The organism is Acidovorax sp. CF316 (assembly GCF_000276605.1).
Classification (GTDB): Bacteria; Pseudomonadota; Gammaproteobacteria; order Burkholderiales; family Burkholderiaceae_C; genus Acidovorax.
On sequence record NZ_AKJX01000140.1, the window covers coordinates 1 to 26567 of the forward strand.

Here is a 26567-nt window from a genome sequence, read left to right on the forward strand (position 1 = left end):
ATGCGGCGGCGGCAGCAGCCGCCACAACGGGGGCCGCTCCAGCGCGCGTGGGCGCTTCGCTGATGGGCACGCCCGCTGGCGACAACCGCGGCGCTGGTTGGACAGGCGTCACCAGGTCCTGCATGGGAGCGGGTTGCGCGCGCGCGGGCGGCGCGCTGCGCTGGGGCAGTTCCGGCAACACGGGGGCGCCCGATATCGAGCGCAGCGGCAGGCTCGAGGCGGGTTGCGTCACTTGTTGCAGGCCACGGATAGCGTCGTAGCGGTCCACCATCAGGGCTTCGCTGGTGGCGGCGTCACGCACCACTACGGGGCGCAGGAAGACCATCAGGTTGGTCTTGTTGCGCTGGCGCTTCTCGCTGCGGAACAGGCCGCCCACCACAGGCAGGTCGCCCATCACCGGCACCTTGTCCTCGCCCTGCGAGTAGCTGTCTTCGAGCAGGCCGCCCAGCACGATGATGCTGCCGTCGTCCACCACCACGTTGGACTCGATGGAGCGCTTGCTGGTGGTGGGGCCATTGACGGAACTCAGTGTGTTGGCGTCGATCTTCGAGACTTCCTGGTAGATCGCCATCTTCACGGTGCCGTTCTCGCTGATCTGCGGGCGTACCTTGAGCATCAGGCCCACGTCCTTGCGCTCCACCGTGGTGAAGGGGTTCACCGTGTTGCTGCCGCCCGTGTTGGCGTACGAGCCGGTCGGGAAGGGCACGTTGTTGCCGATCACGATGCGCGCTTCCTCGTTGTCAAGCGTCATCAGGTTGGGGGTGGACAGCACGTTGGCGTCACCGCTGTTCTGCAGGAAGTTGGCCAAGGCGCCCAGGTAGTACTGGCCGTTGATGCGCGGCGCCAGCGCAAGGTTCAGCCCGTTGCTCAGCCCCCCTCCGTTGCCTGAGGGGAGCAGGCCGGTGTAGTTGCCGGCAGCCACGTTGGCGGCAGCGTTCAGGATGTTGATGCCACCACCCTGGGTGGAGTTGGTGCCGATGACACCGACGGTGCCATCCCCCTGCTTGCCCAGCGCACCTTGCCACTGGATGCCGAACTCCGCCAGCTTGCTGGCCGAGACCTCCACGATCAGGCTTTCCACCAGCACCTGGGCGCGGCGGCCGTCGAGCTTGTCGATCACGGCGCGCAGTTGGCGGAACAGCGGTTCGGGCGCGGTGATGATCAGCGAGTTGGTGGTCGGGTCGGCCTGGATCAGCCCGCCGGTCGAGGGCTGGTTGCTGTTGCTGCTGCCCATGCCCGAGCCGCTGCCCATGCCGCCGGAATTGCTGCCCAGCCCGCCGAGGCTGTTGCTGCTGTTGTTGCTGGAACCACCGCTCAGGCCACCGCTGTTGCTGCCACCCGACAGCGAGGGCGACGAGGTGCCGCCGGAAATCGCTGGCGTGCTGGCGCTGGCGCCGCCCGTGGCGTTGCTGCCCATGCTGGCCATGGCTGCGCGCAGGGTGGTGGCGAGCTTGGTGGCATCGGCGTTCTTGAGATAGACCACATGGATGTTTCCCATCGAGGCGCTGCTGCCGGGCACGGGCGGCTGGTCGAGCTTGTCCACCAGGGCGCGCACCATGGCCACGCGTGCCGGGTTGGCGGCACGCAGGATCAGCGAGTTGCTGCGCGGCTCGGCCAGCAGCGTGGTCTTGAAGGAGGTGTCGGCCTGGCCCTGGGCCGCGGCCGGTGCGGCGCCGCTGCCGCCATCGATGAGGCGCGCCACCAGGGGCGCGAGGTCGGCCGCGAGGGCATTGCGCAGCGGGATGATCTCCACGTCGCTGGCGTTGGAGACATCCATCGCCGCGATGATGCGGCCCAGGCGCTGCAGGTTGTCGGCATAGTCGGTGATCACCAGCGAATTGTTGCCGGGGTTCACGTTGATGGTGTTGTTGGGGCTGATCAGCGGGCGCAGCACCGGCACCAGATTGCCGGCGTTCTCATAGTTGAGTTTGAAGATCTGCGTCACGATCTGCCCGCCGCCGGGTGTGCCACGCGCCGAGCCCGACTCGCTAACGCTCACGCTGCCGCCCTGCAGCTTGGCGTCGGCCTCAGGCACCACCTTGTACAGGCCGGCCGATTCGACCACCGTGAAGCCCTGCAGCCGCAAGGCAGCAAGGAACTGCTGGAACGCGGCCGAGGGCAGTACGGCGCGTTCGGTGATCAGCGTGAGCTGGCCCTTCACGCGCGGGTCGACCACCACGTTGCGTCCGGTGATGGTGGCCATGGTGCGGGCCACGGCCTCGATCTCGGCGTTGGCGAAGTTCAGCGTGACGGGCTCGTTGCCGCGCACGCTGCTGGTGCCTGTGCCGACCGCCGTCTGCGCCAGGGCCAGCGGGCTGCTGGTGAGCAGCATGGCGGCCAGGGTGATGGAGCTGACGGCGAATTGCAGATGCGGCGAGGGGGAGGATGCGGAAGTCGTCATAGGGTCAACCCACGTTGATGAGGGAGCGCGCGCCGTTGCGCCGTCCGATGATGTTCAGAAGATTGGTGAGCGCCGCTTCGCGGTCGGGCGCCGCACTGGCCTCGCCCGCAAAACGCAGACGCTGGCCTACCCATTGGCCGGTGCCGCTCAATTGCAGGTGGCCGCCCAGGGTACTCAGGGTCAGGATGGGCACTTCGCCGCCCTGCATGGCCAGGCGGTAGCTGCCCATGGGGCGCAGGGTGGACAGGCGCGAGGACATGTCCAGCGCATCGAGCTGCATCTTGCCGTCCAGCACCATGCGGCCGGCCTGCCAGGCGGCCTGCAGCCCCTGCGTCTGCAGCACCAGCTGGCCTTGCGGCTGCAGCGTGTTCCACGGCGTGCCCAGGCCCGAGAGCAGCGCGGCGGGCCAGCGGCTCTGGCCGTCGCCCACCGTCACGCGCAACTGGGAGAGGCCCAGGGCCAGCCGGGCCTGCAGCGGCTGCACGGTGCAGCAGGGCGCCTGCACCTGGGCGTGCACGCCGCTGAGAGTGGGGCGCAGCGTCCATTGCAGGCGCCCGGGCAGGGCCGTGCGGTCCTGGCTGGCGGTGCCGCCGGTCAGCACCAGCTGGGCCGAGCCGTTCCAGACGGTGCCACGCGCTTCCGACAGCAGCAACTGCCCGCCCGTGGCCCGGGCCAGGCCCTGGGCCAGCCATTGCGCGGGGGCAAAGACCACCAGCGCCGGCAGCAGGCCGGCCAATGCGCCGCCCACGGCCCAGCCCCAGGGCGAGCGCGGTACGGCGCCGGTGGCGCGTGGGGAGAGGCGTGGGTTGCGGGTAGGCGACACGGGGCGTTTCGTGGGGTTCACCGTGCTGGCAGGGCCAGCACCAGCGTGCCATCCCAGCGCGGGGTGGCGGGCGCCGTGCCTGCAGGGGGGGCATCCTGTGCGGGGCTGGCCACCAGGGCCTGCATGGCACCGGGGATGGGGGGCACCAGCGGGCCTGCGGGGGCGGCGCCCGGGGTGGGGGGCAGCATGGCCGGTGGCGCGGCTGTGGCCTGCGGGCCGGGGCGGGCGCTGTTGTTGCCCGTCGCCGATGGGGTGGCAGCGGGCGCGGCGCGGGTCAGGCGTGCCTCGATGGGCACGGCCCGGGCGTTGCTGCGCGCCAGCGCCAGCCACTGCGCAAGCGCGTCGGCAGGGGCGGCCTTGAGTGTCACGGTGGCCCGGTCGCCCGCCACGTTGAGCTGGGCGGCCGTGCCCATGCGCTGCGTCAGGCCGCTGCGCAGGGCGCCGGTGGCGTCGCCCGTGCTGCTCTGCGGAACAGCCTGCAACTGCTGGGCTTCGGCCTGCAGGCTGCGCATGCGCTGCAGCTGCGTGTCCAGTTCGGCATGGCGCTTGGGGGCCGTGCGCAAGGTCTGCAGGGCGGGGGAAATGCCCACCCACCACACCAGGGCCAGGCCCACCAGTGCGGCAGCGCCCAGCACGAAGTTCTGTTCGCGCGGGGCCATGGCCTGCCATTGGGCTTTCAAGGGAGCGAGCTGACTCATGGGGCAGTCTCCGCACGCAGCACCAGGCTGCCATCGTCCAGGCGGCCGGTGTAGCCGGCGGCCCGCAGTCGGGTGGTGAGCACGGGTTCCTCTTGGGGGGTGAGTGGCAGGCCGCGCAGGCGCAGTTCGCCGGTGGTGAATTCCAGGCCGGAAGGAATGCGGCCAGTGGGCAGCGCGCTGCCGGCAGCGGCCATCATGGGTTCCAGGTCGCGCGGCGAGAAGCTGCCCGACGCCTGGCGCAGCAACGCCATCTCGCGCTCCATCTGCTCCAGGGGGGCGATCACGGCCTGCACCTGCGGAAAGGTCTGGGTGAAGGTGCTGCGCAGGCTGGTCTGCTTGGCGGCCAGGGCCTGCCGCTCCTGCCAGGCCCAGACGTTCAGGCCCGCCAGATGCGCCAGCACGAGCACCCCCAGCGCCCAGCGGGCTGCGCGCCACTGGGGGGCGTACAGCAGGGCGCTCAGGGCGCCGCCGGCCTTGCGCAGGGCACGCGAGCGGCTGTTGCTGGAGAGTTCGAACTGCGCCAGGTCCCAGTCGCTGCGGGCGGCGTCCAGGGCGCGGGCGCTGGCCGTGTGCAGGCTCACCGGGTGGCCCAGGGCATGCTCGGCCAATTCCGCCACGGCCGGATCGGCGCGCAGCGGCGTGGGCGGTGCATCGCCGCCGGCGGCGGTGCCCAGGCCGGCCAACGCCAGCGTGGCTGGCGTCAGCGGCAGCATCGAAATGCCCTGGTCGGCGCCCAGGCCGCACAGGATCAGCTGGGGGTCGTCTGCCGTGCCGATGGCCGACACCTCGGGGGCGCCGCTGGCCGTGGGGCCGGGGGCGAACTCGGGCACCACGCGGGACACGCGCCGGCCGGCGGCTTCCAGGGCCTGCAGGTGGGCGCGCAGCCAGGTCCGGTCGCACACGGCCACCCACACCGGCACGCCGGCCTGGGCGCCCGGTTGCAGCGCAAAGTGCAGTTGGCCCGGGTCGTCGAGCAGGCGGTCTTCGAGCAGGCCATCGAGCACCGAGCGCAGGCGCGGTGTCTGCTGGCTGGCGCCCAGGGGCAGGCCGGGCGGCAGCTGGACCTTCTGCCAGGACAGCGCCTGGATCGGCACCACGGCCACCACCTCGCCGGGGCGCGCGGTCTCGGGCAGCAGGGCCGCCTCGGCAAGCGCATGGCGCTGGGCGGTATGCCCGTCCGCCGTCAGCGTATAGCCGTACTGGGTCGATAGCCCCGGAGGGGTGGGCGGCAGGGAGAGTATCAGCGTGCTCATGGGCGGGTAGTGCGGATCATTTTAGGCGGTGGCTCCTGTGCTGAGTGCATTCAGCGCAAGGTCTGTTGCGCCGGGGCGGCAGTATCACGGTCGAAGGCGCCGCGTTCCCGCCACAGCGTCGTCACTTCCAGGCCCAGCTTGCGCACCAGGGAGCGCTCGTCCACGGTGGTGTTGTCCATGCGCAACCGGCCGCGTACCTCGAAGTAGGCCGAGGCGATGGCCAGGTCATTGGTGTCGAACGAGGCCCTGCCCAGCACCTCGACCACCTCGGCCATGGAGCGGAAATGTTTGGATTCGCGGGCCTGCACCAGCTTCTGTGCGCCGGCCATGTCCAACCCGTCGATGGCGGCCCAGACCACATCGATGCCCGCGGTGTTGAGGTTGACCGGGGTGCGCACCGGCAGGATGGTGACATGGGGCAGCAGCGCCGCGATGGTCGGCGGCGACAGCCCCAGCCAGCCCAGCTGCGATACCGTCTGGGGCATGAGGGGGGCGCTGCCATCGGCGCCGGTGCGGGCCTGGGCCTTGCGCAGGTTCTCCACCAGCAGTGTCAGCTCCTGTGAGGGCAGCCCCAGCCGCTCGAACAGCCGGGTGAACTGTTTCAGGGCACCGGCCTGCACCTGCCCGCCCTCGGCCAGGCTGGTGATGTTCAGGCGCGATTGCAGGTCCGTGATCTGCCCGGAGAGAAAGGCGTCGGCGGTGTCGGTGCTGGCGTCCTCCACCTGGGCCACGCCGCGCTCGGCCGCGAGGAAGCTGGACAGGCGCGCCTCCTGCAGCGGCACGGCCCAGGGTTCGGCTAGGTGGTCGGCGCCGCCGGCACGGCCATCCTCGCGCAGGATCAGGCGCGACCAGTCCAGCGCCCCCACCAGGATCCAGGCGGCCTGCACGCGGTCGCGTTCGGCGGTCTCGACCTCGATGGCGCGCCACTGCTGCCACAGGGAGGCGGCGGCGAAGGTGGCCACGAGCGTGACGGTCAGCATGGCCGCCAGCAGCGCTGCCCCGCGCTGGGCCCGCGCGGGCTGCCGTTGGGAAGGGGCTGTGCGGCGCATCAGGTGCGGCCTCCGCCCAGGGTCGGGTTGGCCCAGTCGCGCACGATGGCGCCCGTCAGCGCCTGGCCCGGTGACAGGGTGACCTGCAGCCGCACCCCGTCGGGGAGGGCTGCGGCCGGGGTGCTGCCCGTGGTCTGGCCGGCACTCGACAGCGGGTTGGACCAGGCGCCGCCGCGGAAGTAGAACAGCTGCCAGCTGCTGATGGGCACCAGGCTGATTTCGTAGCGCCGGGCCTGTTCGTCGGGCGTGCGTGCCCACTGCTCAGCCTGTTGCCAGGCCTGCTGCCACTCATTGCGGGTGCGCACGGGCGGGGACTGCCAGCGCACCCACTGGCCCCCGCCTTCCACACCCGGCATGTCGCGCCGGGTCCAGGCCACCACCAGAGCGCCCGTGTCGGGCACGGCCGAGGTGCGGCGTGTGATGCGCAGCACCTGCCCGTCCCAGTCCATCGGGGTGGTACTGGCCAGTGGCAGGATGGCATCGAGGTCGGCCCCCCATTGGGCCAGGGCCGACTGGATCACCAGCATTTCGTCGGCGCGCTGGCGCGTCAGCTCCTGCGCGCGCACCATGCCATCGATGCCGCGCCAGCTCATGATGGCCAGGATGGACATCAGCGCAATCGCTACGAGCAACTCGATCAGTGTGAAGCCGCCCTGAACTGCCGGCAGGCGGCGGCGCCCGTGGCCTTGCGGCACGGCGGGTTGCACGGTGGGGTGAAGCCTGGAGACCATTTTCAGTAGCGCCCCACGATGGTCGAGATGCGCAGGATGGAGTTTTCGCCATCGAGCACCTGCGCATCCACACGCCTAAAGCTCGGATTGGGCGTGGGCCGCACGGTCAGGCGCACGTCCAGGCGCCGGCCCGCCTGCTCACAGGGCTGGGTGCTGTCACCGACGCTGGGCATCTGGCGCGAGAGGCGCACGCGCACCAGCTCGTTCTCGGCGCACAGCTGCGCCAGCACGATGTCGGACTGGCGCAGCGCGTTGCGCGTAAGGGCATTCGTCGACTGCAGCCCGGCCATCAGCGCGATGGCCACGATGCTCAGGGCCACCAGTACCTCCACCAGCGTGAAACCGCGCTGGCTCCCGGGCAGCGGGGCGCTCATTGCACCGACTCCACACGGAAGGGCCGCAGCCCGTCCGTCACCACGCGCAGGGCCTGGTCGGGATGGTCCTGGTGCGTGAGCAGCACCTGCTGCGCTCCGATCACCGGCTCCGGCCCGAGCAGCAGGACGGCATTGCCACGCACCAGCGTGCCGGTCGCCAGCCACTGGTGCGGCAGGGCGTTGGGCGCAAGCCCTTCGAAATTGAAACCCTGCGGCCCGCCGCGCCAGCGCACCGGCACCCCGCTGGCCCGCGACTGCGCCCGCCCCGCATCGAGCAGCGCCGCCAGCCGCGCCGCCTCGCGCTCGAGTTGCGTCTGCCCGTTGTCGCGCATCGCCAGCGCAATACCCGCCGTCGCCAGCGCCATGATGCTGATGACCACCAGCAATTCGAGCATGGTGAATCCGCGTGCGCGACGGGTTATGGATGTTGGGGGCACAGGTTGCATGGTGCGCACTGCGCTCTCTCGGAAATCACGGCTTCGCCACCGGTCCGCTCGGGTGCGGCCCTTGGTCACGAAGGGAAATGGCTGAATCGGTCACTGCGTGGGCTGAGGGCGTGCGGCCGCAGCGCCGGGCCGCCCCAAGCAAGGCCCGGCCCCCTCGGGGGGCAGGGAGCGACACGCAGTGCGGGAGCGTGGGGGCCAAGGTTTCGCCGCCGGGCCCCCCGAAGGCGAAACGCGGCCCCCCCGGGGGGCAGGGAGCGACACGCCAGTGCGCGACCGTGGGGGTCATTACTGCCAGCTGCCGATATCGGCATCCTTGCCTTCGCCGCCCGACTGGCCATCGGCACCGAAGGACATCACGTCGATCTCGCCCTTGATGCCGGGGTTCAGGTACTGGTAAGGGCGGCCCCAGGGGTCGTTGTTGAGCTTTTCGAGGTACAGCTTCCAGTTGCCGGGGACGGGGCCGGACGTGGGCTTGGCGACCAGTGCCTGCAGGCCCTGCTCGGGCGTGGGGTAGCGCTGGTTGTCCAGACGGTACAGCTTGAGCGCCTGCATGATGTTGGTGATGTCCGTCTTGGCCGCGGTGGCGCGGGCATCGTCGGCGCGGTCGAGCACGTTGGGCACGATCAGCGCGGCCAGCACGCCGATGATGACCACCACCACCATCAGCTCGATCAGGGTGAAGCCCCGGGCCAGGCTGCGGCGTGCACGGGGCAGGGCAGGGGAGGAGGACAGGATGAAAGAGGGGGTGTTCACTGCAGGCGGTCTCGCTAGGGTCGTATCGGTGAATCATAATGCCCGCATGGTGACCAATTCATACAGCAAGTGGGGCGTGCGCCTGGGGACTCTGGCGCTGTGGGCCGCCGCAGGGGCCAGCGTGGTCTATTGGGGCCTGCGCCTGTCGAACCGGCCGGTCGCGCAAACCGTCCCGACGGTGGCGTCCGTGGCGGCGGTGCCCGACGCCCAGGCAGTCGCGCGCGCGCTCGGGGCCTTGCCCGCCGGCGCCGTGGTCGCCGTGGCCGCGCCGATGGCCTCTCTGGCCAGCCGGTTTGCCCTGATCGGCGTGCTGTCCGGGCGCCACAGTGGCGGCGGTGCCGCGCTGATCGCGGTCGACGGCAAGCCCGCCAAGCCCTTCCGTGTGGGGACTGTGGTGGATTCCGGCATGGTCCTGCAGGCGCTGAGCCCGCGCCAAGCCCAGTTGGGGGCCGATGTGGGCGGCCCGGCCATGCTCACGCTGGACATGCCGCGCAAGAACTGATCCTTCAGGGACGGCAGGCCCTTGGTGCCGAATCCGGCGCTTGCACGGTTTGCTTCTCCTTACTGCGGGGTCTGTTGGTATTTTGCCACCCGGGGGCGGCGCCTCACCCCAGGTCCACCGTATCCCAGTCCCCCCACGCGGGGGCATGCACCGGCCATTGGTCCGCCCGTGGCAGGGCCTTGTCTGCGTGGTGCAGCAACCAATCCACGCAGCGGGCCACACCCGCATGGGTGAGCCACACCGCGTGGTGCAGGCCGGCGGCCCGCACCGCGGCCCGCGTGTCCTGCAGGGCCTGGGCCACGCGCTCCAGCATCTCTGCCAGCGGTTCGCCGCCACCCGGGCGGTGGTGGGCGAAATCGGTGGTCCAGGCATCGATTTCGGCCTTGGCGAGGCTGTTCCAGGCGCGGCCTTCCCAGGTGCCGAAATCCATCTCGCGCAGCCGGGCGTCAGGCAGGGGCTGCCAGTCGGGGCGGGCTGCCTGGACGGCCTGGGCCAATTGCACGCACCTTTGCAGGGGCGAATGCCAGACCAGTGCGGGGCCCGGCAGGGCCTGGCCCAGGCGCTGGGCGCAAGCCCGGGTGGGGTCGCTTTCGGCGGGCATGTCCAGCATGCCGTAGCAGGTGCCCCTGGCCACCATCGGCGGCGCATGCCGCACCAGCCAGAGTTGTGCGGCGGGGTGTTCAGCCATGCCCCAGGGCCAGCGCGGCGCCCAGGTAGAAGCCGATCTCGCCGATCTGCTGCGTGGCGCCCAGGCAGTCGCCGGTGAACCCCTGCAAGCGACGCGCGAACCACCGGGCCATCCAGGCCGCCGCCAGCGCGCTCAGCGTGCAGGCGGAAAGGGCGGTGGCGGTGGTGCCCCAAAACCAGGCCAGCCCCAGCGGGGCCACGCACCAGGCGGCAGCCACCACCAGGGCCGTGCCGGTGATCTGGTCGGCCAGCGGCTTGCTCTTGGAGCGCGCGGTGTCGCCCACATGCGGCAGGCGGCGCACGATGAACAGCGGCCACAGGCGCGACAGCACATGCCCGCCCACCAGGGCCGCCAGCGCCGTGGTCAGGCTGTGCGCGCCGAGCGCCGCCAGCAGGCTCACCTTGGCCAGCAGGGCCAGCACGAGCGCCATGGCGCCGAAGGCGCCGACGCGCGAATCCTTCATGATGTCCAGCGCCCGTTCGCGGTCGTGGCTGCCGCCCAGGCCGTCGGCCACGTCGGCCAGGCCATCCTCATGGAAGCCTCCGGTGAGCAGCACCGTGGCCACGGTGCAGAACACGGCCGCCACAGCCGGCCCCAGCGGGTTGGGGGCCAGGGCCAGGTACAGGGCCGCATACACCCCTGCCGCCACAGCCGCGGCGAGCCAGCCCACGCCCGGCAGGTGCGCGGCGCTGGCGCGCAGCATGGCGGGGCTGAACCCCACCCAGCCGGCAAGCTGGCCGGTGACCGGGATGCGGGTGAAGAACTGCACGGCCAGCAGGTAGTGGCGCAGGGCTTGCATGGGGGGTGGCGCTGTGCGGGCCCGCCGGACTATTTGGCGCGCAGGAACAGGCGGTAGGCCGGGTTCAACGTCTCTTCCACATAGGGATAGCCCAGCGTGGCGAGGAAGGCGTCGAACGTGGCCGAGTCTTCGGGCGGTACCTGCATGCCCACCAGGATGCGGCCGTAGTCCGCGCCCTGGTTGCGGTAGTGGAACAGGCTGATGTTCCAGGTCGGTTGCATCAGGCTCAGGAACTTGAGCAGCGCGCCGGGCCGCTCGGGGAATACGAAGCGCAGCAGGCGCTCGTCCTGCGCCAGTGCGGAGTGCCCGCCCACCAGGTGGCGCAGATGCTCCTTGGCCAGCTCGTCGTGCGTGAGGTCCAGCGCGCCGAAGCCGTGCTCCGTGAAGATCTGCGCGAGCCTTTGCGATTCGCCCTTGCCCTGCGCCGTGAGGCCCACGAACACATGGGCCTCGGCCGAGTCGCTGATGCGGTAGTTGAACTCGGTCACGTTGCGCGGGCCCCCCGGCAGCGCACCCACCACCTCGCAAAAGCGCCGAAAGCTGCCACGCTCTTCGGGGATGGTCACGGCCAGCAGCGCCTCGCGCTCCTCGCCCACCTCGGCACGCTCGGCGACGAAGCGCAGGCGATCGAAGTTCATGTTGGCGCCGCACAGGATGGCGGCATAGGTCTCGCCCTCGGTCTGGTGCGTTTCCACGTACTGCTTGATGGCCGCCACGGCCAGCGCGCCCGAGGGCTCGACGATGCTGCGCGTGTCCACGAACACGTCCTTGATTGCGGCGCAGACGGCATCGGTGTCCACGGTGATGAATTCGTCCACTAGGCCGCTGGCGATGCGGAAGGTCTCCTCGCCCACCAGCTTGACGGCCGTGCCGTCGGAGAACAGGCCCACGTCGGGCAGGGTCACACGCTGGTGCGCGCGCACGGACTGCAGCATGGCGTCCGAGTCGTTCATCTGCACGCCGATGACCTTGATCTCCGGGCGCACGGCCTTGATGTAGTTGGCCACGCCGCTGACCAGGCCGCCGCCGCCGATGGCCACGAACACGGCATCGAGCCGGTTGCTGCCCAGGCGCTGCAGCTGGCGCAGGATCTCCATGGCGATCGTGCCCTGGCCGGCGATCACGTCCGGGTCGTCGAAGGGGTGCACGAAGGTCAGGCCTTCCTTGGCCTGCAGTTCGGCGGCGTGCTGGTAGGCGTCGGAATAGCTCTCGCCATGCAGCACCACCTCGCCGCCCAGCGTGCGCACGGCATCCACCTTGACCTGGGGCGTGGTGGTGGGCATCACGATCACGGCGCGGGCGCCGAGCTTGCTGGCGCTCATGGCCACGCCCTGGGCGTGGTTGCCGGCCGAGGCGCAGATCACGCCGCGCTGCAGCTGGCCGGGGGTGAGGTGCGCCATCTTGTTGTAGGCGCCCCGCAGCTTGAAGCTGAACACGGCCTGCTGGTCTTCGCGCTTGAGCAGCACCCGGTTGTTCAGGCGGCGGCTCAGGTCGCGGGCGGGTTCCAGGTCCGACTCGATCGCCACGTCGTACACGCGGGCGGTGAGGATCTTCTTGAGGTAATCGGCGGGGGTCAGGTCGTGGGTCATGGCAAGGGGCTGGCTGTGGCGCGCGCCGCCTGTGCAGGCGGGGCACACATCATAGGTGTTCGTCCTTGCCGCCTGGGTGCAGGCGGTGCCGAGTGCCCCATCCGGGCAAAAAAAAGCCCCAGGCCGCAAAGCCCGGGGCTGAATCCATCCTTTGAGGAGATGGAGGAGACAATCGGCGCGTTGGAGGTGGTGGAGAAGTTTCCAGAACCTGTCCCTTTTCGATAAAAGGGCAACGCATGGCGCAATGTTAGCGCAATGGATGCTGCGATGCAGCAAAATTCACCGACTTTTTTGGAGTGGCCCGTCCATTTCGTGAAAAAAGCCACGTTTTTTGATGAATCACCGAGGAGAGAACACATGGAATGCACAGTCAGCTGGACCGGCGGCGCCGGAACCCGCTCGGGAATGGGGTTTGTGGCGGAAACCGGCAGCGGCCATGTCCTGACCATGGACGGCGCGCCCGACAGCGCCAATCCGGCCAATGGGGGGCAGAACCTGGCACCCCGGCCCATGGAGACCGTGTTGGCCGGCACGGGCGGTTGCACGGCCTACGACGTGGTGCTGATCCTCAAGCGCGGGCGCCACGACGTGCGCGGCTGCAGCGTCAAGCTCACCTCCGAGCGCGCCCAGGTCGATCCCAAGGTGTTCACCAAGATCCACATGCAGTTCACCGTGACCGGCAAGGGCATCCCACCCGCCGCCGTGGAGCGCGCGATCACCATGAGCCACGAAAAATACTGCTCGGCCAGCATCATGCTCGGCAAGACGGCCGAGATCACCACCGGCTTCGAGATCGTGGAGGCCTGACACTCCTGGCGCCACCCGTGAAACTGGCGCGCCCAAGGCCAGCGCCCCGTGCAAGGGCCGCCCGTCGCACTGGGGGCGTCTCCCTGGAGGGCGCCGAAGGCGACTCAGGGGGCTAAACGTAATGCGCCGTAGTCGTCATGACCTTGGCGGCGGCCCGCATCAGTGCCTGGACCGGCGGCGGCAGGCGCGTGGCGCCTTCGGCCAATGCCTGCGCCGCATGGCGCTCCTCGTCATCCTTCATGCGCGCCACCACGGCGCGAGAGGCCAGGTCATCGACCGGCAGGCGGTCCAGATGGCCCGCCAGGTGGGCCGCCACCTGGTTCTCGGTTTCTGCCACAAAGCCCAGGCTCACCCTGTCGCTGACCTTGGCCGCCACCAGGCCGAGTGCGAAGGCGCCGGCAAACCACAGCGGGTTGAGCACGCTGGGCCGGGCGCCCAGGGCGTCCAGCCGTTCCCGGGTCCAGGCCAGGTGGTCGGTTTCCTCGCGCGCTGCCTCCAGCAGGTGGCCACGCAGGTGGTCGTCACGGGTGACAGCCGCCTGGGCGGTGTAAAGCGCCTGCGCACAGACTTCGCCCACGTGGTTGACGCGCATCAGGGAGCCCGCCAATTTGCGTTCTGCCGGGGTCATTTCGCCCTCCGCATGACCGGTGGCGGGTGAGGCTTTCGAGGCGCGCGGTGTGGCAAAAAGGGTGCGCAGTGCGTTGTCGGCGGCAGTCAAGAAGGCGTCCATGGCGGGCTGGGATGGGGATGGATGTGGAAACAGGTGTTGCAAGTAGACACAAATGCATGCAGGCTCAAAAGTGCCCGAAAAGCACTTTGCTGGTGCACCGCTGGTGGATTTTGCCGGGGTGCACTGAAATGTTGCAACACTGCAACGAAATCTCCCTTTCGGGTCGATTGTGGGTGAATTCCTTTGCGAAAGAGGTCGGGGTCTGGTGCAATAAGAACAACTTCCCCACCAGGAGGTTGGCCCGGGGAACCGGCGGGACTGAGCAGGTGCAAAGGCACCCCTAGACCCCCCGTACCGGCGCCCTATGTTTAACCTTGGAGTAACTCGCAATGAAAAAATCCCTGATTGCCCTGGCTGTGCTGGCTGCTTCCGGCGCTGCAATGGCTCAATCGTCCGTGACGCTGTTCGGCGTGGTTGACGCAACCTACGCCTACGGCAACGGCAGCGTTGCTAACCGCTCGCAACTGACGAACTCCGGCTACAACAGCAGCCGTCTGGGTTTCCGCGGCGTTGAAGACCTGGGCGGTGGCCTGTCTGCTTCGTTCTGGCTGGAAGCCGGCCTGACCAACGACGACGGCCGTGGCGGTTCGACCAACACCAACAACCAAACCACCGGCGCCAACGCCAACGGCGGTCTGGTGTTCAACCGTCGTTCGACCGTGAGCCTGAACGGTGGCTTCGGTGAACTGCGTCTGGGCCGTGACTACACGCCCCAATTCTGGAACCTGACCGTGTTCGATCCGTTCGGCACGAACGGCGTTGGCACGACCCAAACGCTGAACTCCAGCCTGGGTGGCCCAACCACCATCCGCGCTTCGAACGCCATCGGCTACTTCCTGCCAGGCAACCTGGGCGGTTTCTACGGCCAAGTGCAGTACTACCTGGGCGAAAACGCCAGCAACGTTGCCAACAAGAAGGACGGCAATGGTCTGGCTCTGCGCGCTGGCTGGGCCAACGGTCCTCTGAACGTGGCTGGTGCCGTGTCGCAAACCAAGTTCCTGAACGCCGACATCAAGGCTTTCAACCTGGGTCTGCAATATGACTTCGGCGTCGCCAAGCTGCTGACGCACGTGAACCGTGACGACATCAAGAACGGCGCTGAAGGCACCGGCTGGCTGGTCGGCGCTCTGGTTCCAGTGGGCGCTGGCGAAATCCGCGTGGCTTACTCCACGTACGAAATCGACGTCGCTGGTCCTGACCCACGTGCCAACAAGTTCGCTCTGGGCTACGTGCACAACCTGTCGAAGCGCACCGCCGTGTACGCTACCGCAGCTGCTGTGAAGAACAAGAACGGTTCGGCTCAAGCCCTGAACGGTTCCACGACTGCTGCTGGCCGCAACTCCAGCGGTTACGACTTCGGTATCCGTCACAGCTTCTGATATTGATGGCTGGCTATATGCCAGTCTCAATGGATGAATACAAAAAAGCCGCCTTCGGGCGGCTTTTTTTATTTCCAACGCTGATTTGTTTCTTGGGGCCAGGCGCTCCATTGGCGGCGGGTGTTGCAAAGGGTCGGTATTTTCTGGTGGGTTGACTGGTATTCCTGGAGAGTGCCTGCCGGAGTGGCCGTGCAGCCCTTGGGTATGGGCCTGGTGCAGAGCTGCGGAGATGCCCGCAAGAGGGGCATTGCCACCGGCCTGCCGGTGTGCTGTGCCACGCCTCCGGCCAAACGAGTCACTGGCGCAAAGCGCCGAATCCAGGCCCTGTCAGGCCTGCCGGCCCATCACCCGTCGGCAGCACAGGCCAGCGCTGCGCTGGCACCTTACTTGCATGTCAACAGGCCTCACCAGGGCAGGAATAGTCCCTCGCAACGGGCCGGGATTCAGGGATTTCCCGTTGGCCGATGGCCGCTATTTACTGCATAGTAAAACTTTTACATTGTTGAAGAGGTTTCATGAAACTCAATCTCAGCCTGCTGTCGATTGCCGCAGCTGCCGCCATGCTGATGGCCACGGGTGTTAATGCCAAACCATTCAAATGGGCGAGCCAGGGCGAAATCGCCACGTGGGATATTCATTCCCAAAACAACGCGTTGCAAAACGGCATCCATGCCAATGTGTATGAGAGCCTGGTTTATTACAACAGCAAGACCTTCGAGGTCGAGCCCGTCCTGGCCACGGCCTGGAAGGAAGTGACCCCCACCCAGGTGCGTTTCACGCTGCGCCAGGGCGTCAAGTTCCATGATGGCTCGGCCTTCACCGCCGACGACGCCGTGTACTCGCTGCAGCGGGCCATGGCCAAGACCTCCAACTTCACGCCCTACGTCCAGGGCATCACCAAGATCAACAAGGTCGACGCGCAGACCATCGACGTCATCCTGTCGGCACCCAATCCCGTGCTGCTGCGCCAGATGACCGAGCTGCGCATGATGAGCAAGGCCTGGGCCGAGAAGAACCGCTCCGTGGAGCCCAAGGACATCAAGGGCACGGACGAGAACTTCGCCCACCGCAACGCCATGGGCACCGGCCCCTACACGCTCGACTCCTGGCAGGCCGACGTGAAGATGGTCTTCAAGCGCAATCCCAACTGGTGGGGCAAGATGGACGGCAACGTGACGGAAATCGTCTACACCCCCATCAAGTCGGCCGCCACCCGCATCGCCGCGCTACTGTCGGGTGAAGTGGACATGGTGCTCGACCCCGCACCCCAGGACCTGGGTCGCCTGCGCCAGGACAGCAATCTGAAGGTCATCGACGGCCTCGAAAACCGCACCATCTTCCTGGGCATGGACCAGTTCCGCGAGGAACTGCCGGGCTCCAACGTCAAGGGCAAGAACCCGCTCAAGGATGTCAAGGTACGCAAGGCGCTGTACCAGGCCATCGACACGGCCTCGCTGGAGCGCGTGACCCTGCGCGGCCTGGGCAAGCCCACCGGCACGCTCGTGGCGCCCCAGGTGGCCGGCTACACCGAAGCCGTGGGCAAGCGCTTCCCCTACAGCGTGGACGCTGCCAAGAAACTGCTGGCCGAAGCCGGCTATCCCGATGGCTTCGAAGTCGACTTTGCATGCCCCAACAACCGCTACATCAATGACGAGGCCATCTGCCAGGCCGTGACCGCCATGTGGTCGCGCATCGGCGTGAAGGCCAAGCTGCGCACGCTGCCGCTGGTGACCTACTTCCCGATGATCCAGCGCTACGAAGCCAGCATCTACATGCTGGGCTGGGGCGTTCCGACCTTCGACGCGCTGTACAGCCTGCAATCGCTGGTGCGCAGCGTGGGCCAGGGCGGTGACGGCAACTACAACGTGGGCCGCTACAGCAACCAGCGCATGGACTACCTGGTGGACCGCATCAAGGCCGAAACCGACGCCCCCGTGCGCTCGCGCATGCTGACCGAGGCGCTGCAACTGTCCAACGACACGGTCTCGCACATTCCTCTGTATGACCAGGTGATCCCATGGGCCATGAAGAAGAACATCGAGGTCGTCCACCGCGCCGATAACCGCGTGGACATGCGCCTGGTCAAGGTGAACTGATCTATCCTCGCAGATGGAGGGCAAGGGCCTGTCGGGCCTTTGCTCTCCTTGGTTTTTTCCGACACGATTCCCACGAGCGCCCCGCCACCAAAAGTGGCCAAGGCGTCCCATCGAATACACACTCGACTCTCCGATGCTTGCCTTTATTTTGCGCCGCCTGATCCAGGCCGTGATCGTCATGGTCACGGTGGCCTTTATCTCCTTCATGCTGTTCCAGTACGTCGGAGACCCTGTGGTGTTCTTGCTGGGCCAGGACGCAACACCCGAGCAGATCCGCGAACTGCGCGTGGCGCTGGGTCTGGACAAACCCTTCTTCATACAGTTCGGCCACTTCCTCGTGAATGCTGCCCAGGGCGAATTCGGCCTGAGCCTGCGCCAGGGCGCCAAGGTTTCACGCCTGATCGCAGAACGCTTTCCCGCCACGCTGGAGCTGGCCATGGTGGCCGCCGTGCTGGCCCTGGCGCTCGGCGTTCCCATGGGTGTGTATGCGGCCCTCAAGCGCGGTACCTTCACCAGCCAGCTGTTCATGACGCTGTCGCTGCTGGGCGTCTCGCTGCCCACCTTCCTGATCGGCATCCTGCTGATCCTGGTGTTTGCCGTGCACCTGGGCTGGTTCCCGAGCTTCGGGCGCGGCGAGGTGGTGCAACTGGGCTGGTGGAGCACCGGCCTGCTCAAGGCCAAGGGCTGGCACCACATCGTCCTGCCGGCGGTGACGCTGGCCATCTTCCAGCTCACGCTGATCATGCGGCTGGTGCGCGCCGAGATGCTGGAGGTGCTGCGCACCGACTACATCAAGTTCGCACGTGCGCGGGGCCTGTCCAACCGGGCCATCCACTTCGGCCACGCCCTCAAGAACACGCTGGTGCCCGTGATGACCATCACCGGCCTGCAGCTCGGCGGTCTGATCGCCTTCGCGATCATTACCGAGACGGTGTTCCAGTGGCCTGGCATGGGCCTCTTGTTCATCCAGGCCGTGACCTTTGCCGACATCCCTGTGATGGCCGCCTACCTGTGCCTGATCGCCCTGATCTTCGTGGTCATCAACCTGGTGGTCGACCTGCTGTACTTCGCCGTCGATCCGCGCCTGCGCGTGGGCAAGGCCGGAGGCCATTGAGATGCAGGCGAGCCGACTCAAGGCGGGCGGCCGGGCCTTCGCGCACATCGCGCAGTTCCATCCAGAACTTACGGCCCTGCGCCGCGACCTGCATGCGCACCCCGAGCTGGGCTTCGAAGAGGTGTACACCGGTGCCCGGGTCAAGGAGGCCCTGAAGGTCTGCGGCGTGGACGAGGTCCATGACGGCATCGGCCGCACCGGGCTGGTGGCGGTGATCCGTGGGCGCAGCACGGCCAGCGGCTCCATGGTGGGCCTGCGCGCCGACATGGATGCGCTGCCGCTCACCGAGCACAACGACTTTTCCTGGAAATCCTGCAAGCAGGGTCTGATGCACGGCTGCGGCCACGATGGCCACACGGCCATGCTGGTGGGCGCGGCCCGCTACCTGGCCGAAACGCGCAATTTCGACGGCACGGCGGTGCTGGTGTTCCAGCCCGGCGAGGAAGGCTTTGCCGGCGCCCGCGTGATGATGGAGGACGGCCTGTTCGAGCGCTTCCCCGTGCAGTCGATCTTTGCCATGCACAACTGGCCGGCGATGGCACCCGGCACGGTGGGCCTGAACTCCGGCGCCATGATGGCGGCGGCGGACCGCATCACCATCGAGATCACGGGCCGCGGCGGCCATGGCGCCCACGCCTACCAGACGGTGGACGTGATGCTCGTGGCGGCGCACATCATCACGGCCGCGCAGACCATCGTCTCGCGCAACGTGCGCCCGCTCGACGGCGCGGTGGTCAGCCTGTGCGCCATGCAGGCCGGTGACCTCGGCGCCTTCAGCGTGCTGCCGGGTTCGGCCACGCTGGTGGGCACGGTGCGCACCTTCAACCCGGTGGTGCAGGAGATGGTCGAAAAGCGCCTCAAGGAGCTGTGCAGCGCGATTGCGCTGGGCTTTGGTGCCACGGCCACCGTGCACTACGAGCGCATCTACCCGGCCACCATCAACTCCGAGGACGAAGCGCTCTTTGCCGGCAACGTGGCCGAATCGCTGGTCGGTGCCGACCACGTGGTGCGCGACCTGGAGCCCAGCATGGGCGCCGAGGACTTCTCCTTCATGCTGCAGGACAAGCCCGGCGCCTACCTGCGCATAGGGCAGGGCACGGGTGCCAGCGGCAGCGCACTGCACAACAGCCGATACGACTTCAACGACGAGATTCTGCCGCTGGGCTCTGCCTTGCATGCCAGCCTGATCGAACAGGCCATGCCCCTGCCCACGCTCTGACAGAGCCACCGGTACCTGCGCCTTTTTTCCCCTTGTACCGCAACCCCCTTTCACCCACCAGGAGAACTGCATGACATTTCAAAAAAAACTGGCCATGACGGCCTTGTTCGCCGCGCTGGCTGCGTCCAGCGTGGTGGCCAATGCGCAGACCATTCGCGTGGCCAACCAGGGCGACTCGCTGTCCATGGACCCGCACTCGCTCAATGAATCCCTGCAGCTGAGCGTCACTGGCAACGTCTACGAGCCGCTGGTCGGCCGCAACAAGGACCTGAGCCTGGCCCCGGCCCTGGCCACGAGCTGGAAGCAGACTTCCCCCACGGTGTGGCGTTTCGAGCTGCGCAAGGGCGTGCAATTCCACGACGGCACGCCCTTCACGGCCGACGACGTGGTCTTCAGCTTCGGCCGCACGCAGGTCGAGGGTTCGGACATGAAGAGCTACACCAACGACTTCAAGGAAGTGCGCAAGATCAACGACCACACGGTCGAGATCGAGACCAAGACACCGTTCCCCATCCTGCCCGATGTGGTTTCGCTGGTGTACATGATGAGCAAGAAGTGGTGCGAGACCAACCAGGCCATGGGACCTGTGGACCGCCGCAAGGGCATCGAGAACGCTGCATCGTTCAAGGCCAATGGCACGGGCCCCTTCCGTCTGCGCGAACGCCAGCCCAACGTGCGCACGGTGTTCACGCGCAACGGTACCTACTGGGGCAAGATCGACAGCAATGCCTCTGAGGTTGTCTTCACGCCCATCGGCAACGACGCCACCCGCGTGGCGGCCCTGCTGTCGGGCGAAGTGGACGTGATGGAACCCGTGCCGGTGCAGGACATCGAGCGCGTCAACACCAGCGCCAACACGCGTGCCATCACCGGCCCCGAGTTGCGCACCATCTTCCTGGGCATGGACCAGAAGCGCGACGAACTGCTGTACTCCAACGTCAAGGGCAAGAACCCCTTCAAGGACAAGCGCGTGCGCCAGGCCTTCTACCAGGCCATCGACATCGACGGCATCAAGCGCACCGTGATGCGCGGCGCCTCCAACCCGTCGGCCCTGCTGGTGGGCCCCGGCATCAACGGCTTCCAGCCCGATGCCAAGCGCCTGCCCTACGATGTCGAAGCCGCCAAGAAGCTGATGACCGAAGCCGGCTACCCCAACGGCTTCGAAGTGTCGATGAACTGCCCCAACGACCGCTACGTGAACGACGGCCGCATCTGCCAGACCGTGGCCGCCAACCTCTCGCGCATCAACGTCAAGATCAACCTGCAGGCCGAGACCAAGGGCACCTACTTCCCCAAGATCCTGCGCCGCGACACCAGCTTCTACATGCTGGGCTGGACGCCTGCCACCTACGACTCGCACAACGCCCTCAATGCACTGGTGGCCTGCGTGGACGACAAGGGCGCCGGCCAGTTCAACCTGGGTTCGTACTGCAACCCCAAGGTGGACGAGCTGACCAAGAAGATCCAGGCCGAGACCGACAAGGCCAAGCGCGACGCCATGATCAAGGAGGCCTTCGACATCCATGCCGCCGACGTGGGCACGCTGCCCCTGCACCAGCAGGCCCTGGCCTGGGGTGTGAGCAAGAAGGTCACGCTGGTCCAGCTGGCCGACAACTTCATGCCCTTCAAGTGGATGAGCATCAAGTAAGCGCTTTCCTTTCCGAGTACCTCGATAGATAGAGACGGACATTCAGCAGACCAGCCACGCCGGTTGCTACCCGCGCCGCGCGTGCTGTCTGCCCACTGGTTTCCCACAATGAAAACAACCCTTGCCCGCTGGTTTGACAGCGACGTTGGCTACAGCTTCCGCACATCGCCCATGGCGATCGTCGCGGCGGTGATCGCCCTGATATGTCTGTTCTGCTCCCTGTTTGCAGGATGGGTCGCACCCCACAACCCCTTCGACCTGGCGACGCTGGAGCTCGGCGACGCGCGCCTGCCTCCCGCCTGGATCGCGGAGGGTTCCATGAAATACCCCCTGGGCACCGATGACCAGGGCCGCGACATCCTTTCGGCGCTGATCTACGGCGCCCGCATCTCCCTCGTGGTGGGCTTCGCCTCGGTGCTGCTGTCCGTGGTGGTCGGTGTGGCCTTCGGCCTGCTGGCAGGCTTTCGCGGTGGCTGGATCGACGCGGTGCTCATGCGCCTGTGCGACGTGATGCTGTCCTTCCCCGCCATCCTGGTGGCCCTGCTGATCGCAGGCGTCGGCCGGGCGCTGTTCCCCAATGCCCACGAGTCACTGGCCTTCGGGGTGCTCATCATCTCGATCTCGCTGACCGGCTGGGTGCAGTACGCCCGCACCGTGCGCGGCTCCACGCTGGTCGAGCGCAACAAGGAATACGTGCAGGCCGCCCGTGTCACGGGGGTCTCCTCGCTGCGCATCATGCGCAAGCACGTGCTGCCCAACGTGATGGGCCCGGTGATGGTGCTGGCCACCATCCAGGTCGCCACCGCCATCATCACCGAGGCCACGCTGTCCTTCCTGGGCGTGGGTGCTCCGCCCACCTCGCCATCGCTGGGCACGTTGATCCGCATCGGCAACGACTACCTGTTCTCCGGCGAGTGGTGGATCACGGTGTTCCCCGGCGCCATGCTGGTGTTGATCGCTTTGTCCGTGAACCTGCTCGGCGACTGGCTGCGCGACGCCCTGAACCCGCGTCTGCGTTGAACAAGAACAAGAAAAGCGATATTCCCATGAGTCTTCTAGAAGTCAAAAACCTCGTTGTCGAATTCCCGAGCCGCCGCGGTACCCTGCGCGCCCTGGACGACATCTCCTTTTCCATCGCGCCCGGCGAGATCCTGGGCGTGGTGGGAGAGTCCGGCGCGGGCAAGTCGCTCACCGGCGCGGCCATCATCGGCCTGCTCGAACCCCCGGGCCGCGTGGCCTCGGGCCAGATCCTGCTGGAGGGCCAGCGCATCGACAACCTCACCAGCGACCAGATGCGGCACATCCGCGGGCGGCGCATCGGCGCCATCTTCCAGGACCCGCTGACCTCGCTGAACCCGCTGTACACGGTGGGCCGCCAGCTCACCGAAACCATTCTTGCGCACCTTCCCGTGAACGCCGCAGAAGCGCGCCAGCGCGCCATCTCGCTGCTGCAGGACACCGGCATCCCCGCCGCCGCCGAGCGCATCGACCACTACCCGCACCAGTTCTCGGGCGGCATGCGCCAGCGCGTGGTGATCGCCCTGGCCCTGGCGGCCGAGCCCAAGCTCATCGTGGCCGACGAGCCGACCACCGCGCTGGACGTGTCCATCCAGGCGCAGATCATCACGCTGCTGAAGAACATCTGCAAATCGCGCGGCGCCGCCGTCATGCTGATCACGCACGACATGGGCGTGATCGCCGAGACCTGCGACCGCGTGGCCGTGCTGTATGCCGGCCGCGTGGCCGAGATCGGCCCCGTGCACGATGTCATCAACAAGCCCTCCCACCCCTACACGAGCGGCCTGATGGCCTCCATCCCCGATATGGCGGTGGACCGTGAACGCCTGAACCAGATCGACGGAGCCATGCCCCGCCTCAACGCCATCCCCAAGGGCTGCGCCTACAACCCGCGCTGCCCCAAGACCTTCGACCGCTGCATGGTCGAGCGGCCCGACCTGATGCCTGCCGGGTCCACCCGCGCGGCCTGCTGGCTGCACGCCCCTGCCACGGCGGAGGTGTCCGCATGAGCGCCGTGCCTTCCACCACCGCAAGCGCCGGCAAGCCACTCGTGCAGGCGCACGACCTGGCCAAGACCTTCGACGTCTCTGCCCCCTGGCTCAACCGCATGATCGAGCGCAAGCCACGCACCCTGCTGCATGCGGTGGACGGCGTGAGCTTCGAGATCGAAAAGGGCAAGACCCTGGCCCTGGTGGGCGAGTCGGGCTGCGGCAAGAGCACCGTGGCGCGCCTGCTGGTGGGCCTGTACGAGCCCACGCGCGGCGGCCTTACCTTCGACAACCAGGACGCCCACGCCGCCTTCAAGGGCAACGACGCGCGCGCCATGCGCCGGCGCATCCAGATGATCTTCCAGGACCCGTACGCGAGCCTGAACCCGCGCTGGCTGGTGGAAGACATCATCGGCGAGCCGCTGCGCGAGCATGGGCTGATCACCGACAAGGCCGAGCTCAAGCAGCGCGTGGGGGAGTTGCTGCAGTCGGTGGGCCTGTCGCCGCTGGACATGGTCAAGTACCCACACCAGTTCTCGGGCGGGCAGCGCCAGCGCATCTCGATCGCGCGCGCGCTGGCCACCGAGCCCGAGTTCCTGGTCTGCGACGAGCCCACCTCGGCGCTTGACGTGTCGGTGCAGGCGCAGGTGCTCAACATCATGAAGGACCTGCAGCGCGAGCGGCACCTGACCTACCTGTTCATCTCGCACAACCTGGCCGTGGTGCGCCACGTGAGCGACCAGGTCGGCGTGATGTACCTGGGGCGCCTGGTGGAGCTGGCGGACAAGCACACGCTGTTCGACAACCCACGCCACCCGTACACGCGCATGCTGCTCGATGCCATCCCCAAGATGCACGACACCGGCAAGGCGCGCACCCCGGTGCAGGGCGAAGTGCCCAACCCGCTCAATCCGCCACCTGGCTGCGCCTTCAACCCGCGCTGCCCGCATGTGAACGACCGCTGCCGCACCGAGCGCCCGCAACTGCTGAGCATCGGCGGTATCCGCATCGCCTGCCATGCGGTGGAAGAGGGGCGCATCCAGTAGGTCCTGGCCCGCGGTGCCGGTACGACACAGGGCTCCTTCGGGAGCCCTTTTTCATGCCGGATCCGTTCCGGGCGCGCCCGCCGCGTTTCAGGGGCGCTCGGAGCCTGCAACCAGGTGCTCGCGCAGGGTCGCGAGGATCTCGTCGGACAGGGCTGGCCGCCCCGCCGCCGTGGCGCGCGCCAGCACCAGCCCGCCGACCATGGTGGCCAGCATCTGCATGGCACGCGTGCGGCCTTCGGCACTGGGCTGCTCGCCTGGTTCCAGGCCTTCGATCACGCGGGCAAAGCGCTCGATGTTGCGTTCGATGCCTTGCGCAAACACCTCGGAAAGATCGCTTCCGGCACGCGCTGCATCCACCGCCAGGGCCGCCGCGGGGCAGCCTTCGCCCGGGTGGTCGCGGTGCTGGGTCGAGAGATAGCTGGTGACGCGCGCCGCAAGGCCTTCGCTGCCAGTACCCATGCGGCCCTCCATGCCGTCGAGGGGGGCAATCGACCAGTCGAAGGCACGCGCGCAGGCCTCGCGCACCAACGCATCCTTGTTCTCGAAGTGCCGGTACAGGCCGCCGTGGGTCAGCCCCGCATCGCGCGTGATATCGGCCACTCCCACGCCCGCCAGGCCGTGCTCGCGGTACAGGCGCGCGGCAGCATCCAGGATGCCCTGGCGGTTCTCCGCGGACTGTGCCTTCGAGACTTTCATGGGGGAGACCTCTTTTTGATGATGGGCGTACGCAAAAATGCGCCAAGACACTTATGATGACGCCCGCAATCATAAATGCGTGGCCCGCGCCGCGCGCTGAAAGGGTAGAGCGATGGTGGATGAACTCAAGGGAACACAGGAACCGGGCCAGGGCCTGCGCCTGCCGCGCGTGGTGATCACGGGCATGGGCCTGGTATCACCCCTGGGCGTTGGGGTGGAGCTGGCCTGGCGCCGCCTGCTGGCAGGCGCCTCGGGCCTGCGGCGCCTCCCCGATGCCGTTGTGGAGGGGCTGGCGGCCAAGGTCGGTGGCGCGGTGCCGACGAAGGAGCAGGACCCCGAAGGCGGTTGGGACCCCGACACCGTCGCCTCGTCCAAGGACCAGCGCAAGATGGACCGCTTCATCCCCTTCGCCCTGGGCGCCGCACAGCAGGCGCTGGCGCAGGCCGGCTGGGCGCCGACGGGCGAGAAGGAGCAGCAGCGCACCGCCACCGTGATCGCCTCGGGAATCGGCGGCTTCGGCGCCATTGCCGAGGCCGTGCGCACTACCGACACGCGTGGGCCGCAGCGCCTGTCACCGTTCACCGTGCCGTCCTTCCTGGTCAATCTGGCGGCCGGCCATGTGTCCATACGCCACGGGCTCAAGGGCCCGCTGGGAGCGCCCGTGACGGCCTGCGCAGCCAGTGTGCAGGCCATTGGCGACGCCGCGCGCATGATCCGCTGCGGCGAGGCCGACATTGCCGTGTGCGGCGGCACCGAGGCCACCATCGACCGCGTGAGCCTGGGCGGCTTTGCGGCGGCCAAGGCGCTGTCCACCGGCTTTGCCGAGCACCCCGAGCAGGCCTCGCGCCCCTTCGATGCGGCGCGCGACGGCTTCGTGATGGGCGAGGGCGCAGGCATGCTGGTGATCGAATCGCTGGACCATGCGCTGGCGCGCGGCGCCACGCCGCTGGCCGAGGTCGTGGGCTATGGCACCTCGGCCGATGCCCACCACATCACCTCAGGCCCCGAGGACGGCGATGGAGCGCGCCGCGCCATGGAGATCGCGCTGGCCCAGGCGGGCCTGGCGGCCAGCGAGGTGCAGCACCTCAACGCCCACGCCACCTCCACCTACGTGGGTGACCGGGGCGAGCTGGCTGCGATCCGCCGCGTGTTCGGCAACGGCAAGTCGGTGGCCGTTGCCTCCACCAAGGCGGCCACGGGCCACCTGCTCGGTGCGGCGGGTGCCGTGGCGGCCATCTTCACCACGCTGGCCTTGCGCGACCAGGTCGTGCCCGCCACGCGCAACCTCGACCATCCCGACGAGCTGGCCGAGGGCCTGGACATGGTGGCGGGCGCCAGCCGCCCCATGGCGTTGGAGCACGCCATGCTCAATGGCTTTGGTTTTGGCGGCGTGAACGCAACCCTGGTGCTCAAGCGCTGGGCGCCGGCGGCTGCGTGAAAAGGGGGTAAGAGGAGATCCCTACGCGTAGCGTTTGGCGCGCAGGTTCTCCTTCATCTGCTGCAGGATGGGCTGCAGCGGGCTGCCGATGCGCAGGGCCACGCAGGTGGCCAGCACGTCGATGATGAGCAGGTGCATGAGCCGCGACACCATGGGGCTGTAGCGGTCGTAGCCCTCGGGGTGGTCCGCGGCCAGGTGGATCTGGCAGGTGCTGGCCAGATCGGAAGAGCGTCGTGTAGGGAAAGAGTGTAGATCTCGGTGGTCGCCGTATCATTAAAAAAA

General features: G+C 67.8%; 25 protein-coding genes. 11 read left to right on the plus strand and 14 right to left on the minus strand.

What is annotated here, in order from left to right:
- From gspD to gspG, 9 genes are all read right to left on the minus strand, one after another.
- Nucleotides 1-2401 (minus strand): type II secretion system secretin GspD (gspD, locus tag PMI14_RS17555; protein ID WP_007856586.1); only part of this gene is annotated, 2401 nt, incomplete at its 3' end.
- Between the two features lie 4 nt (nucleotides 2402-2405).
- The gene (gspN, locus tag PMI14_RS17560) at nucleotides 2406-3224 is read right to left on the minus strand and encodes a type II secretion system protein N (RefSeq protein WP_035204339.1); all 819 of its coding nucleotides are present in this window, start codon (nucleotides 3222-3224) and stop codon (nucleotides 2406-2408) included.
- 17 nt (nucleotides 3225-3241) lie between these two features.
- Entirely contained in the window at nucleotides 3242-3922 is a 681-nt protein-coding gene (gene gspM / locus PMI14_RS17565) for a type II secretion system protein GspM (RefSeq protein WP_007856588.1), read from the minus strand.
- A complete protein-coding gene (gspL, locus tag PMI14_RS17570; protein WP_007856589.1) occupies nucleotides 3919-5175 on the minus strand; it encodes a type II secretion system protein GspL in 1257 nt (418 codons plus the stop codon). Before gspL ends, gspM begins: the two co-directional genes overlap by 4 nt.
- A 50-nt stretch (nucleotides 5176-5225) precedes the next feature.
- Entirely contained in the window at nucleotides 5226-6224 is a 999-nt protein-coding gene (gspK, locus tag PMI14_RS17575; RefSeq protein WP_007856590.1) for a type II secretion system minor pseudopilin GspK, read from the minus strand.
- Nucleotides 6224-6955 (minus strand): prepilin-type N-terminal cleavage/methylation domain-containing protein, encoded by a 732-nt coding sequence (locus PMI14_RS17580; protein ID WP_007856591.1) that lies wholly within the window; start codon nucleotides 6953-6955, stop codon nucleotides 6224-6226. The genes gspK and PMI14_RS17580 overlap by 1 nt, the downstream gene beginning before the upstream one ends.
- Nucleotides 6956-6957: 2 nt before the next feature.
- A complete protein-coding gene (gene gspI / locus PMI14_RS17585) occupies nucleotides 6958-7329 on the minus strand; it encodes a type II secretion system minor pseudopilin GspI (protein WP_007856592.1) in 372 nt (123 codons plus the stop codon).
- Nucleotides 7326-7724: a type II secretion system protein GspH gene (locus tag PMI14_RS17590; RefSeq protein ID WP_007856593.1), complete on the minus strand. Its 399-nt coding sequence runs from the start codon at nucleotides 7722-7724 to the stop codon at nucleotides 7326-7328. Before PMI14_RS17590 ends, gspI begins: the two co-directional genes overlap by 4 nt.
- Before the next feature lie 336 nt (nucleotides 7725-8060).
- On the minus strand, nucleotides 8061-8528 hold the full coding sequence (gspG, locus tag PMI14_RS17595) for a type II secretion system major pseudopilin GspG (protein WP_007856594.1): 468 nt from the start codon (nucleotides 8526-8528) through the stop codon (nucleotides 8061-8063).
- Between the two features lie 46 nt (nucleotides 8529-8574).
- Here gspG and PMI14_RS17600 point away from each other — a divergent pair, with 46 nt between their 5' ends.
- Nucleotides 8575-9030: a hypothetical protein gene (locus tag PMI14_RS17600; RefSeq protein WP_007856595.1), complete on the plus strand. Its 456-nt coding sequence runs from the start codon at nucleotides 8575-8577 to the stop codon at nucleotides 9028-9030.
- Between the two features lie 103 nt (nucleotides 9031-9133).
- Here the strand turns inward: PMI14_RS17600 and PMI14_RS17605 are convergent, their stop codons facing one another.
- Genes PMI14_RS17605 through ilvA form a run of 3 tightly spaced genes read right to left on the minus strand, consistent with a single transcriptional unit; the run spans nucleotide 9134 to nucleotide 12106 of the window.
- On the minus strand, nucleotides 9134-9718 hold the full coding sequence (locus PMI14_RS17605) for a histidine phosphatase family protein (RefSeq protein WP_035204340.1): 585 nt from the start codon (nucleotides 9716-9718) through the stop codon (nucleotides 9134-9136).
- Nucleotides 9711-10517, minus strand: coding sequence for an adenosylcobinamide-GDP ribazoletransferase (locus tag PMI14_RS17610; protein WP_007856597.1), 807 nt, complete (start codon nucleotides 10515-10517; stop codon nucleotides 9711-9713). The genes PMI14_RS17605 and PMI14_RS17610 overlap by 8 nt, the downstream gene beginning before the upstream one ends.
- Before the next feature lie 29 nt (nucleotides 10518-10546).
- Nucleotides 10547-12106 carry a threonine ammonia-lyase, biosynthetic gene (gene ilvA / locus PMI14_RS17615; RefSeq protein ID WP_007856598.1) on the minus strand — a complete coding sequence of 520 codons (1560 nt, stop codon included), beginning with the start codon at nucleotides 12104-12106 and terminating at the stop codon, nucleotides 10547-10549.
- A 357-nt stretch (nucleotides 12107-12463) separates the two neighbouring features.
- On the opposite strand from ilvA, the gene PMI14_RS17620 reads away from it, so the two are divergent.
- Entirely contained in the window at nucleotides 12464-12913 is a 450-nt protein-coding gene (locus PMI14_RS17620; protein WP_007856599.1) for an OsmC family protein, read from the plus strand.
- Between the two features lie 112 nt (nucleotides 12914-13025).
- Here the strand turns inward: PMI14_RS17620 and coq7 are convergent, their stop codons facing one another.
- Nucleotides 13026-13643, minus strand: coding sequence for a 2-polyprenyl-3-methyl-6-methoxy-1,4-benzoquinone monooxygenase (coq7, locus tag PMI14_RS17625; RefSeq protein ID WP_007856600.1), 618 nt, complete (start codon nucleotides 13641-13643; stop codon nucleotides 13026-13028).
- 329 nt (nucleotides 13644-13972) lie between these two features.
- Between coq7 and PMI14_RS17630 the strand changes: the two genes are divergently transcribed.
- The 8 genes from PMI14_RS17630 to PMI14_RS17665 all read left to right on the plus strand — a co-directional run bounded on the left by PMI14_RS17630 (nucleotide 13973) and on the right by PMI14_RS17665 (nucleotide 24151).
- A complete protein-coding gene (locus PMI14_RS17630; RefSeq protein ID WP_007856601.1) occupies nucleotides 13973-15022 on the plus strand; it encodes a porin in 1050 nt (349 codons plus the stop codon).
- Between the two features lie 515 nt (nucleotides 15023-15537).
- A complete protein-coding gene (locus PMI14_RS17635; RefSeq protein ID WP_007856602.1) occupies nucleotides 15538-17118 on the plus strand; it encodes an ABC transporter substrate-binding protein in 1581 nt (526 codons plus the stop codon).
- A gap of 133 nt (nucleotides 17119-17251) precedes the next feature.
- On the plus strand, nucleotides 17252-18232 hold the full coding sequence (locus PMI14_RS17640; protein WP_007856603.1) for an ABC transporter permease: 981 nt from the start codon (nucleotides 17252-17254) through the stop codon (nucleotides 18230-18232).
- 1 nt (nucleotide 18233) lies between these two features.
- Nucleotides 18234-19451, plus strand: a complete 1218-nt coding sequence (locus PMI14_RS17645) for a M20 aminoacylase family protein (protein ID WP_007856604.1) — start codon at nucleotides 18234-18236, stop codon at nucleotides 19449-19451.
- 70 nt (nucleotides 19452-19521) lie between these two features.
- Nucleotides 19522-21099 (plus strand): ABC transporter substrate-binding protein, encoded by a 1578-nt coding sequence (locus tag PMI14_RS17650; RefSeq protein ID WP_007856605.1) that lies wholly within the window; start codon nucleotides 19522-19524, stop codon nucleotides 21097-21099.
- 108 nt (nucleotides 21100-21207) lie between these two features.
- Nucleotides 21208-22119 (plus strand): ABC transporter permease, encoded by a 912-nt coding sequence (locus PMI14_RS17655; protein ID WP_007856606.1) that lies wholly within the window; start codon nucleotides 21208-21210, stop codon nucleotides 22117-22119.
- A 26-nt stretch (nucleotides 22120-22145) separates the two neighbouring features.
- The gene (locus tag PMI14_RS17660) at nucleotides 22146-23126 is read left to right on the plus strand and encodes an ABC transporter ATP-binding protein (protein WP_007856607.1); all 981 of its coding nucleotides are present in this window, start codon (nucleotides 22146-22148) and stop codon (nucleotides 23124-23126) included.
- Nucleotides 23123-24151 (plus strand): ABC transporter ATP-binding protein, encoded by a 1029-nt coding sequence (locus PMI14_RS17665; RefSeq protein WP_007856608.1) that lies wholly within the window; start codon nucleotides 23123-23125, stop codon nucleotides 24149-24151. Before PMI14_RS17660 ends, PMI14_RS17665 begins: the two co-directional genes overlap by 4 nt.
- 87 nt (nucleotides 24152-24238) lie before the next feature.
- On the opposite strand, the gene PMI14_RS17670 is transcribed toward PMI14_RS17665, so the two are convergent.
- On the minus strand, nucleotides 24239-24847 hold the full coding sequence (locus PMI14_RS17670; RefSeq protein WP_007856609.1) for a TetR/AcrR family transcriptional regulator: 609 nt from the start codon (nucleotides 24845-24847) through the stop codon (nucleotides 24239-24241).
- Nucleotides 24848-24959: 112 nt separating this feature from the next.
- Between PMI14_RS17670 and fabF the strand changes: the two genes are divergently transcribed.
- Nucleotides 24960-26285: a beta-ketoacyl-ACP synthase II gene (gene fabF, locus PMI14_RS17675; RefSeq protein WP_007856610.1), complete on the plus strand. Its 1326-nt coding sequence runs from the start codon at nucleotides 24960-24962 to the stop codon at nucleotides 26283-26285.
- Nucleotides 26286-26567: the final 282 nt, after the last annotated feature.